At 35.0% G+C, this 13,673-nt stretch carries 13 protein-coding genes; 12 read left to right on the top strand and 1 reads right to left on the bottom strand.

The features are described from left to right. Nucleotides 1-66 precede the first annotated feature (66 nt). The 7 genes from CWS01_RS19030 (at nt 67) to CWS01_RS19000 (ending at nt 7,880) form a co-directional block, all read left to right on the top strand. Entirely contained in the window at nt 67-1,491 is a 1,425-nt protein-coding gene (locus tag CWS01_RS19030; protein ID WP_101178791.1) for a S41 family peptidase, read from the top strand. 471 nt (nt 1,492-1,962) lie between these two features. Beyond that, on the top strand, nt 1,963-4,014 hold the full coding sequence (locus CWS01_RS19025) for a BglG family transcription antiterminator (protein WP_101178790.1): 2,052 nt from the start codon (nt 1,963-1,965) through the stop codon (nt 4,012-4,014). A gap of 22 nt (nt 4,015-4,036) precedes the next feature. Next, nucleotides 4,037-4,519: a PTS sugar transporter subunit IIA gene (locus tag CWS01_RS19020; RefSeq protein WP_101178789.1), complete on the top strand. Its 483-nt coding sequence runs from the start codon at nt 4,037-4,039 to the stop codon at nt 4,517-4,519. Nucleotide 4,520: 1 nt separating this feature from the next. Next, nucleotides 4,521-4,832, top strand: a complete 312-nt coding sequence (locus tag CWS01_RS19015) for a PTS sugar transporter subunit IIB (RefSeq protein WP_101178788.1) — start codon at nt 4,521-4,523, stop codon at nt 4,830-4,832. Between the two features lie 77 nt (nt 4,833-4,909). Next, complete coding sequence (locus CWS01_RS19010) at nt 4,910-5,194, top strand: PTS sugar transporter subunit IIB (protein ID WP_101178787.1); 285 nt, start codon at nt 4,910-4,912, stop codon at nt 5,192-5,194. Between the two features lie 349 nt (nt 5,195-5,543). Beyond that, nucleotides 5,544-6,815, top strand: coding sequence for a PTS galactitol transporter subunit IIC (locus CWS01_RS19005; RefSeq protein ID WP_101178786.1), 1,272 nt, complete (start codon nt 5,544-5,546; stop codon nt 6,813-6,815). A 33-nt stretch (nt 6,816-6,848) separates the two neighbouring features. After that, nucleotides 6,849-7,880 (top strand): zinc-binding dehydrogenase, encoded by a 1,032-nt coding sequence (locus CWS01_RS19000; RefSeq protein WP_101178785.1) that lies wholly within the window; start codon nt 6,849-6,851, stop codon nt 7,878-7,880. Nucleotides 7,881-8,227: 347 nt separating this feature from the next. On the opposite strand, the gene CWS01_RS18995 is transcribed toward CWS01_RS19000, so the two are convergent. Further along, the gene (locus tag CWS01_RS18995; RefSeq protein ID WP_101178784.1) at nt 8,228-8,590 is read right to left on the bottom strand and encodes a winged helix-turn-helix transcriptional regulator; all 363 of its coding nucleotides are present in this window, start codon (nt 8,588-8,590) and stop codon (nt 8,228-8,230) included. Between the two features lie 243 nt (nt 8,591-8,833). On the opposite strand from CWS01_RS18995, the gene CWS01_RS22740 reads away from it, so the two are divergent. From CWS01_RS22740 to CWS01_RS18970, 5 genes are all read left to right on the top strand, one after another. Continuing rightward, complete coding sequence (locus CWS01_RS22740) at nt 8,834-10,042, top strand: MFS transporter (protein ID WP_101178783.1); 1,209 nt, start codon at nt 8,834-8,836, stop codon at nt 10,040-10,042. Next, entirely contained in the window at nt 10,043-10,879 is an 837-nt protein-coding gene (locus tag CWS01_RS22735; protein ID WP_101178782.1) for an aldo/keto reductase, read from the top strand. A gap of 153 nt (nt 10,880-11,032) precedes the next feature. Next, complete coding sequence (locus CWS01_RS18980) at nt 11,033-11,911, top strand: 6-phosphofructokinase (protein ID WP_101178781.1); 879 nt, start codon at nt 11,033-11,035, stop codon at nt 11,909-11,911. A gap of 231 nt (nt 11,912-12,142) precedes the next feature. Beyond that, nucleotides 12,143-13,336 (top strand): PDZ domain-containing protein, encoded by a 1,194-nt coding sequence (locus CWS01_RS18975; RefSeq protein ID WP_101178780.1) that lies wholly within the window; start codon nt 12,143-12,145, stop codon nt 13,334-13,336. A 58-nt stretch (nt 13,337-13,394) separates the two neighbouring features. Beyond that, the gene (locus CWS01_RS18970; RefSeq protein WP_101178779.1) at nt 13,395-13,655 is read left to right on the top strand and encodes a hypothetical protein; all 261 of its coding nucleotides are present in this window, start codon (nt 13,395-13,397) and stop codon (nt 13,653-13,655) included. The last annotated feature ends 18 nt before the right edge of the window (nt 13,656-13,673 follow it).

Here is a 13,673-nt window from a genome sequence, read left to right as displayed (position 1 = left end):
TCCTTTTGGATCATATACATGAAACAATATGTTTTTAGAGTTTGATTTGCAGAAAGGACGATTAAGATGAATCGAAAATGGCTGGCAGTTTATATGACAGGTTCCCTTCTTACAGGAGCAGGTGGTGCCTATATTGGAATGAATGTGATATATAAAGAAAAGTTAGAATCAACATCTTCTTCTTCTCATAAAGAGAATGAAGCTTTATCTAAAGCAGAAACGGCATATGATTTAATTGTAAATAATTATGTGGAAAAGGTGGACAAAGAAAAGCTAGAAGAAGGTGCTATTAAAGGCATGCTTTCTACATTGGATGATCCTTATTCTGTTTATATGGATAAAGAAACAGCAAAACAATTTGATCAGGCCCTTGATCCCTCATTTGAAGGGATTGGAGCAGAGGTAAGCACCGAAGATGGGAAAATTGTAATTGTTTCACCGATTAAAGATTCTCCTGCAGAAAAAGCTGGTTTAAAGCCAAATGATGAAATTGTTAAAGTAGATGGCAAAAGTGTAGAGGGACAAGAATTATATGAAGTAATTAAGAAAATCAGAGGAGAAAAGGGTTCGAAGGTTAAGCTAGAGATTGCTAGGTCAGGCTTAGATAACCCTCTTACAATATCAGTAGTTCGAGACGAAGTGCCGCAAATAACTGTATATTCTTCTATTAAAAAAGATGGCGGCGAAAATATTGGCTACCTGCAAATCACTTCTTTTTCAGAAGATACAGCTGGAGAATTCAAAAAAGCGTTAAAGGATTTAGAGAAAAGCGGAATTTCAGGATTGATATTGGATGTGCGGGGCAATCCTGGAGGACTTCTCACCAGTGTAAACAGCATTTTAGAAGAGTTTGTCACAAATGATAAGCCATATGTGCAAATCGCGGATCGTAATGGCAAAAAGGAGCAGTTTTTTTCTTCCTTGACGAAAACCAAAGAATATCCAGTAGTCGTACTTGTTGATAAGGGAAGTGCATCTGCATCTGAAATATTGGCAGGAGCATTAAAGGAAGGCGCAGATTATACGTTAATTGGAGAAAAGACATTTGGAAAAGGAACAGTACAGCAGGCGGTGCCAATGGATGATGGCAGTAAAATTAAATTAACATTAGCGAAATGGCTGACACCTGATGGCAACTGGATTCATAAAAAAGGGATTGAACCGAATTTAGAAGTAGAGCAATCGGCTTTATATCAAACACACCCATTGCAAATTGACGAAACCTTAGTGCAAGAAATGAACAGTGAACAAGTAAAATATGCACAGGAAATACTAACAAGCTTAGGATATACTACGGATAGAAAAGATGGATATTTCAGCAGTCAAACAAAAACTGCCGTAAAAGCATTTCAAATGCAGCAGGATTTAAAAGCAACTGGAAGAATTGATGCAACAACAGCCAGCAAAATGCAGGAAGCAGTCCGAACTGCAATGAAGAAAGAAGAAAATGATATCCAATTGCAGACAGCCCTTCATTATATTGTGAAATAAAGTGGGATTTCAATCAGTGGGAGAACTCTAACTCCCACTAATTGTCGCCTAAAGTAAGATATTACAGGCCATACAGATGTTGCTACTATAGTCTGTGTTTTTTTCTATTGGACTTTTACTCAGCAAGTCTCTACCTACTATAGATAATTTTTTTCCTCTCTAATTTGGAGGTGGAGGTTAAAATTCTATTAATAAAAGATAGAAATTTTTACACATAAGTTAAAAAAAGTCAGTTATTCATCTGCCATTATTGTATTTTCTTGGCATTATATAATGAGTCTATTCATTATATAATGCTAATTATGGCGGCGAGGAGCTGGCTTTTTTTGTGTATTCAACGTCATTACATAATCAAGCTGTACAATGTAATCACTAAGTGACACATTTCACAAACAGGTATTGGAGATGAAAACGCATACATTTACTTTTTTTTTCATGCTACAATAAAATCAAGTTAAGGGGGAATCACAAATGTACCTTGATGAGAGAAGTAATACACTTCTTAAAGAAGTAATTGTAAACCCAAATACCTCTAATATTAAACTAGAAAAAAAGTTTAATTTATCAAGGAGGCAGGTCAGTTACAGTTTTCAAAAAATCAATGATTGGCTAGAAGGGAACAACTATCCTCCAATAAAAAAAACTAATAGCGGCAAATTTATTATTAGCCCAGTAGTGATGAAAATATTTGCAGAAAAAGTTGATGAAAATAGGCATAATCAATATATTCCTTCAGAAAAGGAAAGGGCTCAACTGATTATCTTGCTTATCATCAATAATGATAATGATTTATCTCTATTCCATTTCACCAGTGCATTAAAAGTCAGCAAAAATACGATACTTCGCGACTTAAAAACGGTGCAGAAAATAATTGAACCCTATCATCTGGCCATTAGCTATTCAAGATCTAATGGTTACGAATTAGCAGGAAAGGAATGGAATATAAGAAAGCTGGCAATTGATGTATTGCAAAATATGTTATCTATGTATCATGCAGAAGCCCATATCTTAGATTGTTTAAATGTAAGAAGTGAGGAAATACAAGCAGTAAAAAAACAAATGGAAGAAATAGAAACAAAGCTAGAACTTCAATTTATTGATGAGAGCTTCAGATTATTGCCATTTATTATGGTAATTATCCTAAAAAGGATGAAACAAGGAAAATTTATTAAAGAGCAACATTCATTAGACTATGAAGCATTAGCGGAAACAAAAGAGTATCTTGCAGCAGAAGTGCTGGTAAATGAAATAGATAATATTCCGAAGTTAGAGCGTTTGTTTATTACATTGCAGCTGTTGACATCCAAAATATTGACATCCCATTTATCAGATAAAGAAAGTCTACAATTAAAAGAATCAATAGCACAAACACTTGAGATATTTGAAAATAAGGCATGCATTAAAATGAAAGAAAAGGAAGTGCTGCTTAATAAGCTTATGCTTCATATGAAGCCTGCTTACTATCGAATAAAATATCATCTTACAACTAATTATCCCACCCTAGAAAAGAGCAGCGAAGAATTGGAAGAAATCCATTTTATTGTGAAAGATTCTGTAGGACCTCTTGAAAACTATATAGGTGGTGAGATAGAAGAAAATGAACTGATGTTTCTTACTATTTTAATAGGGGGACATTTATTAAGCTCAGGAGATACGATTCAAAAGAAAATGAAGGCAGTGGTTGTTTGTCCTAATGGAGTATCTATTTCGAAGTTAATGGAAAGTACTTTGCGGGATTTATTTCCAGAATTTTATTTCTATCATGCTTTATCCATACGAGAATTCCAAAAATTAAAATTTGATTTTGATCTTATCTTTTCACCAGTGCCATTACAAACAGAGAAGAAATTGTTTATTGTGGAAAGCATTATTTCTGATATAGAAAAAATGCAGCTAAGACAAAGAGTATTAAATGAAATTCTTGGATTAACTACTAATATCATCAATATAGATCAATTAATGAATACGATTCAAAAATATGCAGTGATTAAAGAGAAGCAGCGATTGACAAACGCTTTACAAGAGCATTTTTCACTTAGCCATGCCAATCAAGATAATATAGTGGAGACTCGGGGCAATCTATCATTAGCTACTATTTTAACCCCAGATATGATGGTGGTAAAACGCAAGGTAGCTAGTTGGGAAGACGGATTAAAAATAGCAGCTGCTCCCTTGTTGCAAAGTGGTGCAATCACAGAAAATTATGTAGAGGAAATGATTAGACAATATCCAACTATGCTTCCACATATTGTTTTAAGAAATGTTATTGCCCTTCCACATGCAGGTCCTGACTGTGGTGTTAATAAAATTGGCATGAGTTTATTGAAAATAGAAGAAGGGCTGCCTTTTAATGAAGGGGAAAGAGTCTGTTTTATTGTTGTATTAGCTGCAACAGATAAAAATAAACATCTGCAAGCATTAAGGCAATTGATAAATCTTTCTAAAAATCTAGAAGAAATAGAGCAATTAAAAGCAAAAAATAATTTAAATGATCTTTATGAAGTCATAAAGAAATATTCATAGCAGGATGAAAGAAGGGAAAAAAATGACAGTAGTTTCGTTTATTAAAGAAAATTTGATAAAAGTGAACCTCGAGGTAGAAAATCAGGATGAGTTATTCCAAGTGATGTATCAAGAGGCTTATGATCAAGGATATGTAAAAGATACCTTTTTAGCAAAAATCAAAGAAAGAGAATCGATTTTTCCAACAGGGCTGTGCATGGCTGATTATAGTGTGGCCATTCCACATACAGATCCAGAACATGTTATAGAACAATTTATTGCAGTGGCTACCTTAAAAAAACCTGTAGCTTTCTCTTTAATGGAAGATAATACAAAAACTACAGATGTAGATGTAGTGCTTATGCTTGGATTAAACCAGCCACATAGTCAACTAGAAATATTACAAGAATTGATGCAAGTCATCCAAATAAAGGATAATTTAATCAATATCATCCAGGCAAAAAATGAAAAAGAAATACTTACTATCTTTGAAAATATAAATATCGCTATTATAGGAGGTGATTGATTTGAATAGGACATCTGTGCTTGTAGCATGCGGCGCTGGGATTGCAACATCAACAGTAGTAATGGATCATTTAGAAGAATTATTCAAAAAAGAAAATCTAGATGTATCTCTTGTGCAATGTAAAATATCCGAAGTCGCTTCTTTGCAGTCTGAAGCAGCACTTATATTGTCCACGACTATTTTGCCTACGAGCTATATTACACCAGCACTAAGTGCTACACCGTATATTAGCGGCATCGGAATGGAGGATTTAGATAAAGAGATCATCGATTATATAAAAGCATATTTAAATTCATTCATAATTAAAATGTAAACGTTTAATAAATAGGTGGAAAGCAAAATAATCATTGCTTCTAAATAGATAATATACAAAAAAGGGAGAGTATTAATATGAAAAAAGGAAAAATTCTAGTAGCGTGTGGAGCAGGTATCGCAACATCAACGGTTGTTTGTAACAGAGTGGAAAATTTAGTAAGAGATAATAACATTAATGCAGAAATTGTACAATGCAAAATTGCTGAGGTTGCAACTCTTCAAGGCGATGCTGACTTAATTGTTTCTACTACTATTCTGCCAAAACAGTATGATATTCCTGCAATTGTTGCAACAGGGTATATTAGTGGAATCGGCATGGAACAAATTGATCAACAAATTATTAATCACTTTAATAAATAGGCATGTTCTATCAAACCTTTCCTTGTAATTTCTATTGAAGGTTTATCCGGCACTAACGGGCAGTAAGACCCCTACCTCAAGATGATGAGAAGAAACGAGAAATCTAGGTGGGGGATCACTGCCCGTAAAGGCCCGATTGGTTCAACTAACAATCAGTGGGGGATGAAGAGAGCTCCCAATGATTGAAGTTTCACTTTATGCAAAAAGGCTGGGTTGGAAGTAGATTTTGTCTCATTGTTATTAGTAATTAAATAGATTGCTAGAGATACTAAAGCTTTTTTAGGAAAGCAGCAATGAGAAAAGATACTTTTAACCTGACACTAATTTTCAACTAGGGAGGAACTTCCATATGAAAGAGCTTTTAGATGGCGTTCAGTATGTACTTAGTTTAGGACCTACTGTTATTTTGCCTCTTGCGATTCTTATTATTGGTTTAATATTTAGAACCGGTTTCAAAAAAGCGTTTCGTTCAGGATTAACAATTGGAATAGGATTTGTTGGGATTAATTTAGTAATTGGTGTTCTTACAGGAAGTTTAGGACCAGCAGCACAAGCAATGGTTGAAAGATTTGGTCTTAATTTAACTGTAATTGATGGAGGGTGGCCAGCTGCAGCAGCAGGTGCTTGGGCGTCGCCAGTTGCAGCGATTCTTTTACCGGTTCTTTTAGGTGTTAACCTTTTAATGATTTTTCTAAAACTAACTAAAACATTAAATGTGGATATATGGAACTATTGGCATTTTATTGCTGCTGGAGCAACTGGCTATATTTTAACAGACAGTTATCTTTTCGCTATTATTTGCGCGGTTGTATATGAAATTATTGTCCTTATAATTGCTGATAAAACCCAGCCGATGGTGGAGAAATTTTATGGCCTTCCAGGAATTACATTTCCAACGGCCTCAACAGCTTCTTTTGCACCACTTGGCATCTTGCTAGGATATTTAATTGAGAAAATTCCAGGCTTGCAAAAAATAAAAGCCGATCCTGATACGATTCAAAAAAGACTTGGGATTTTTGGCGAACCGATGATGATGGGTTTCATTTTAGGAATTGTTATCGGAATATTAGCTGGCTATAATGCGGGAGATGTTTTCCAAGTAGGAATTTCTATGGGAGCTGTTATGTTGTTATTGCCCCGTATGGTAAAAATTCTGATGGAAGGTTTGCTGCCAATCTCAGAAGCAGCTCGAGACTTCTTAAGAAAACGCTATGAAGGAAGAGAATTATATATTGGTTTAGATGCAGCACTAGCGGTAGGACATCCTGCTGTTATGTCTACAGCGTTAATTTTAGTTCCTATTACATTGGTATTAGCAGTTATTCTTCCAGGCAATAAAGTGTTGCCATTTGGAGACTTGGCAACGATTCCATTTTTGGTGGCATTTATTGTAGGATCAAGAAAAGGAAATATTATTCACTCTGTTATTGTAGGAACAATAATGATTGCGCTTTCCTTGTATATGGCAACAGACTTTGCCCCTGTATTTACACAAATGCTTGCAGGCGGTTCTTTTGAAATGCCTGGCGGAGCTACTCAAGTATCAAATTTAGATACTGGCGGAAACCTTTTAAACTGGCTGGTTCTTAAAGTATCTCAGTTATTTCAAAATATCATTTAGATTAATCTGAATAAAAAATGGGGAGGTAGTAAGATGAAAGCAGTAAGTAAGTTGGCACCTGGCTATGATAATATGTCCTTAGTGGAGTTGGAAGAGCCCATTGCCTCTGAGGATAAAATTAAGATAAAAGTTGCTTATACAGGTATTTGCGGATCAGATATCCACACATTCAAAGGGGAATATAACAGTAAAAATACTCCTGTTGTATTGGGGCATGAATTTTCAGGGATTGTTGTGGAAGTAGGGCAAAATGTCTCAAAGGTTCAAGTTGGAGACAGAGTAACAAGCGAAACAACTTTTACAACGTGCGGACAATGCATATATTGCCAAGAAAAAGATTATAATTTATGCCCACATCGCACTGGAATTGGCACACAAGTCAATGGTAGTTTGGCAGATTATGTAATTGCGAGAGAAGAAAGTGTGCATCTTATTCCTGATAATGTAAGTCTAGAAGCAGCTGCATTAACAGAGCCCATAGCTTGCTGTGTTCATGCAGCATTAGAAAAAACAACTATTCATTCTGATGATAAAGTTTTAGTTTTTGGACCGGGTCCAATTGGCTTATTGCTTTGCCAAGTGGTAAAATCTCAAGGCGCCTTTGTTATTCTCGCTGGAATTACCAAGGATAGTAAACGATTGGAACTGGCTAAAGAGTTGGGTGTAGATGTAGTCGTAGACACGTTAAAAGAAGATTTAGCTGAAATAATAGCGAACTATACGGATGGATATGGTGCTGATAAAGTATTTGACTGTTCGGGAGCAGTTCCAGCAGTAAACCAAGGCTTGTCTCTAACAAAGAAAAAGGGTACTTTTGTTCAGGTTGGCCTATTTGCAAATAAAAAGAATGAAATAGATCAAGAATCGATTATCCAGCGTGAAATAAATTATGTCGGATGCCGCTCGCAAAAACCAAGCTCTTGGAATCTAGCGTTAGATCTTTTGGCATCTGGAAAGATAAATACAGATAAAATGATTACAAAAGTTGCAGAGCTTGATGATTGGCGAATAGCATTTGAAACGGTAATGGCTGGGGACGAAATTAAAGTATTGATTAAATCATAAGGTTGTTTTCTAAAAGATTATTGTTTTTCGGATAGTTTCCATGAGTAAATCCATGGTTAAAACAGGTTGATTGGAGGGAAAGGTGCGAGACTCCTATGGGATTAGCGGGACAGATGAGATCCCGCAAGGCACAGCCAAGGCTGCTGAAAAACTTACTATTTTTATATTTGTATGTGATGGAAGGGGCAATTAAAGGAAACCATCTATTGTTTGAAGAGGCTTACCATTCGCCCCCCCGGAAAGCGAGCATCCCTTCACTGCAATCAAAATAAGCAATAAAGTTTACGAAAACAGCCAATCATAAAACAGCAAAAACCCCAACTTATGCATATTGGGGTTTTTGGCAGTTATTTATTTAAAATACTATCCTCTAGCACTAATGTTTTATCTCCATACACTTTCGTAATATGTTTTTCTCCCCAATTGCATAATGCTGTTAATATACTTTCTAGACTTTTCCCATATTCGCTTAGTTCATATTCTACTTTAGGAGGAATTTGCTGATAGATGATTCGGTTTATCACACCATCATTTTCTAATTCTCGAAGCTGCTGTGTCAGCATTTTTTGTGTAATATTTGGCATTAATCGTTTTAATTCACTGGTTCTTTTTTTTCCATGTGTTAAGTGACAGAGGATTACACACTTCCATTTTCCACCAATTACTTCAAGAGTTGCCTCCACGGAAATATTATATTTTTTATTATCCATCTTTTTTCTGTCCTCCTACGTATATAGGCACTAAAAAGTTCCTATATACCTTTTAGGTTCCTACATTACTTTAAAGTACGTACTTTTTTATTTGGTCTATATAGTTCATAATAACATTTGCCGGTGAAATTGCAATTTGTATTTTATCGTAAAAGCCTATTAGCGGCTTTTGAAAAAATACTTTCATTAAAAATAGCATGCGCATGCTTTCATTAATTAATAAAGATAAAGGACGGAGGAAATATGAGTTTAAATAAAAAAAGTACACTTGCATTGCTGGCATTAGCGATCAGTGCTTTTGCAATTGGTACCACAGAATTTATTAGTGTCGGCTTGCTGCCCCTTATTTCGAATGATTTAAATATATCCATTACAACAGCTGGGTTAACGGTGTCTATCTATGCTTTAGGGGTTACAGTAGGAGCACCGGTATTAACATCGATTACATCTAATATGCAAAGGAAATCACTATTGCTTTGGATTATGGTTATTTTTATTCTTGGAAATAGTATTGCTGCATTGGCAACAAATATTACCGTTTTATTATTTGCCCGCATTATTGCTGCATTTTCTCATGGGGTGTTTATGTCAATCGGTTCAACTATTGCAGCAGATCTTGTTCCAAAGGATAAGAGGGCATCTGCCATTTCCATTATGTTTACAGGATTAACGGTGGCGACCGTAACAGGTGTGCCATTTGGAACATTTTTAGGTCAGCAATATGGCTGGAGATTAGCTTTTGCTGTGATTGTTATTATTGGTATTGTCGCATTTATCGCTAATAGTATCCTTGTACCAAATAATTTGTCTAAAGGAGACAAGGTGACATTCAGTGATCAAGTCAAATTAGTGAAAAATGGCAGGCTTTTGCTAATCTTTATTATTACGGCACTAGGATATGGGGGAACGTTTGTCATCTTCACGTATCTGTCTCCTTTATTGCATGAAGTGACAGGTTTTAAGGAAGAAAGTGTGGCATTTATTTTATTGGCATATGGGATTGCAATTGCCATTGGAAATATGATTGGAGGTAAACTTTCCAATCTAAATCCGCTTCGCTCCCTATTTTATATGTTTCTTGTACAAGCGCTTATTCTATTTATTTTACTGTTTACGATACCATTTAAAATAGCAGGATTGATTACGATTATTTTTATGGGACTATTAGCTTTTATGAATGTTCCTGGATTGCAGGTATACGTGGTAATGCTTGCTGAACGATTTGTGCCAAGTGCTGTTAATGTGGCATCAGCATTAAATATCGCAGCATTTAATGCAGGCATTGCCATAGGCGCCTATTTAGGTGGAGTGGTGACAAAACAGATGGGAATAATTCATACAACATGGGTTGGCGGAATAATGGTTGTGCTGGCAGTTATTCTTACTGGATATAGTTTAATGCTAGAAAAAAGATCAAAACAGAATGAAAATATAATTAAAGGGGATATATAAATGAACTTACAATCAACAGTTGCACTAGCTAATGGAGTAAAAATGCCTTGGTTAGGTTTAGGGGTATTTCAAGTAGAGGATGGAGAAACAACGATTGCTGCCGTTCGCACAGCTATCAAAAATGGTTATAGAAGCATTGATACAGCTGCAGTCTATGACAATGAAACAGGTGTTGGAATAGGAATCAAAGAAGGAATAGAACTTGCTGGCATTACAAGAAAAGATTTATTTATCACTTCGAAAGTATGGAATGCGGATTTAGGTTATGAAGAAACATTAAAGGCGTTTGAAGTTAGTTTAGAAAAACTAGGGTTGGATTATTTAGATTTATACTTAATTCATTGGCCGAAAGAAGGTAAATATAAAGATGCATGGAAAGCGATGGAGCGTCTTTATAAAGAAGGAAAAGTTAAAGCGATTGGTGTAAGTAATTTTCAAATTCATCATTTAGAAGATCTATGGAAAGATGCAGATATAAAACCAATGATCAACCAAGTAGAGCTTCATCCACGCTTAACACAAAAAGAGCTAATCAAGTACTGCCAAGAACAAAATATACAAGTGCAGGCATGGTCACCGTTAATGCAGGGCCAGCTGCTGGATAATTCTGAGTTGCAAGAGATTGCATCCAAGTATAATAAATCAGTAGCACAAGTTATTATTCGCTGGGATTTGCAAAATAATATTATAACCATTCCCAAATCTATTAAAGAGCATCGAATTATTGAAAATTCCCAAGTCTTTGATTTTACTCTAACAAAAGAAGAAATGAAACAAATTGATGGGCTGAATCTTGATCAACGTGTCGGTCCAGATCCAGATAATTTTGATTTTTAAGGTTTAAATTTAGGCTCCTGCTATAAGAGGAGCTTTTTTACGTTTTTTAGGAAAATAGCAATAAGTTTGGCATATGGGGATACCAATATTCAGAATTTTCCTTTATAATATCTGTTGTATGACCAACATGATTTGAAAATAGGAGGAATTACTTTGAAAGTTGGAGTAATAGTATTAGGCACCTTACCAGCTGGGGTTAAACAGATTCTTTTTAAGCTTTCGAAAGAGCTGTCACCACAGCATAAGCTAATTGGATTAGAAGTAGCTAAAGATGAGAAGGTTATATACCATGAATTAAATGAATTAAGTGATTCCCCTTATTTAGGAAATACTTATTTAAAATTATCTGTAGCAGATCATCTTCAAAATTGGGAAGAATTATTTATAAATATGGATGTTGCGATTGTTATTGGAGATCAAAAGGCAAAAGCAGCATGGGAAGAAAAACTTTCAGACAGTGAAAATATTTGTTCCTTATTTGTTCCTGTATCTATTCATAATAATATAAAAGGTTCAGACTGGTCATTAGGTTATGATACTGCTTTAAATAGCATTACACAAAATGTTTTGAAGGTAAAAGATACCATCCATTCTTTAAAATATGATAAACCGAGATTGTTTGGCTTCTCTATAGAGGGACAGCCTCCAACATCTATGCTTCAAGATATTGCAATTAGTGTGGATGGACATTTTCTGGCAAATGATTTGGAAGAAGACGAAGTGAAGCAATTAATAAATAACATCACAAATTCTTTCACTAATCAAAATACGTCGAATGTACTGTTGTATAGTGTCGGATTGGCAAATGTGATAGAAAACGAAGTAATAAGCAAAATAGATGCAGACTGGAAATATGCTGAAATAGACGAAGCGTTATGTATGGGGACAAACCCAACAGCAATTGACCGAATTTTAGCAAATGAATTAGCGGCGGAAATCTTATTGTGGGTTGCAAATGAAAAGCAAACGGGTCAATTAAAAGTGCTGAAGGATGGCATTGTTTTTCAAGAAAATAAAGTAGTAGTTAAATGATAGCGTTAGTGAAGGGACATCCCATAAGCTGTTTTTGCGGCTAGGGGATGTTCCTTTTCTTATCGGCAATTGATTATATTTGCCAAAATGTTATAGATAGGCTTTCTATTAATTTCCCAGTAGAATATAATAGAATCAGAATGTTTTAATAGGAATCATCTATTCAAAATTTACTAAGATTCATGCTGCAGATGAAGCAACTAACAAGTATGTAGAAGGTGGGATGTTCAAATGGGACAAGATGTTCTATTTGAGATTTTTAAAGGAGCAGGAAAGTTATTTTTAAATCCAATATTTTATCTTTCGTTCTTTTTTGCTGCATACCTTGGGGTAGCTAGAGTAAAAAGAGAAAGAAAGCAGTTTACTGTAAGGGCAGAAAATGCTTATTTTGAATTAAAGCAAGTTTTGAAAACAGGATTGATTATTGGTTTATGTTTATCTGTTTTATCGATTCTTTTTGTTGTAGTTGTTCCAATGGAAATGATTATATATATAGGCTTATTTACATGCTTATTAAGTTTAATCAGTAAAACAAGATTTCTGTCATCTGTATATACAGTTGGATTGGGTATTTTATTAAGTATTCTTTCCTTGTATTTAGACTGGGACTTTTTCTTATTTTCTAAAAGTAATCTAGATTCAAATCTCATTATTTTTCCAACTGCTATTATTCTATTAGGACTATTGATTGTCGCAGAAGGTATTCTTATAAAGAGAAATGGCGCGCATAAAACATCGCCTCGTTTAATAAAAAGCAAGCGGGGGCAATATATAGGAGTGCATCTTTCAGAAAGAATCTGGTTATTGCCGCTTTTTTTATTTATTCCAAACGGCATTTTAACCAGCCCGATTGAAGGATGGCCTATATTTACAGTGGGAAATCAAACGTATTCCTTATTGCTTGTCCCATTTTTATTAGGGTTTAAACAAGAAGTTCAAGGAGTACATCCAATTACTGCTATTAGGACGGTCGGGAAAAACACCATATTTTTAGGTGTGATTATCACGTTAAGTGCTATTGGAGTCTATTTCTATCTACCTGTTGCTTATGCAAGTATCCTCCTGGCTATTATTGGGCGTGAATGGATAACAAGCAGACAAAAAAATAGAGAAAAAACGAAATCCTTTTATTTTTCAAGAAAAAATAATGGGGTAATGATTTTAGGAATTGTCCCTGATTCTCCAGCAGATAAAATGGGCTTAAAAATAGGTGAGTTGATCACCAAGGTAAACAGTATTCCTATTCACGATGAAATCGAACTGTATAAAGCGCTGCAGAAAAATTCTGCTCATTGTAAGATAGAAGTCCTTGATGCTAGAGGAGAAAATCGTTTTGTACAGCGAGCGTTATATGAAGGCGATCACCATGAATTAGGGCTGCTTTTAATTCAAGACCATAAGCAAGAAGGAAATGCGGCAGTATAATTTTTATGCATCTGTAAAAAATCTAAAGTTTTTCAAAGCAAGGTAGGGGCAGAGAAATTTGCACCCTTCTTGCTTTTTTATGTCCATGCAGAAAGATTATGCTGCATTGCAGGCGTTTGGGATGGAAGGTTATCAGCAGCTTCTTGGAAACTATGTAAGAGTAAATCTTGCATTTCGCAAAAAATTAGAGAATACATTTACTAATGCAGCAGTAATTAACCCGTGTGATATTGGGCCTATAATCGTATTTAGAATTTATGAAAATCAGGCATGTTGGAAAGAAGAAATTTCAGGAATGGCAACTAGTGAGGCGATCTAAGCAACGAATCAATTAAAC

Origin of the sequence: Niallia nealsonii, from assembly GCF_002835805.1 — a bacterium.
Classification (GTDB): domain Bacteria; phylum Bacillota; class Bacilli; order Bacillales; family Cytobacillaceae; genus Niallia; species Niallia nealsonii.
This window is presented reverse-complemented; position numbering and strand designations above follow the sequence as displayed.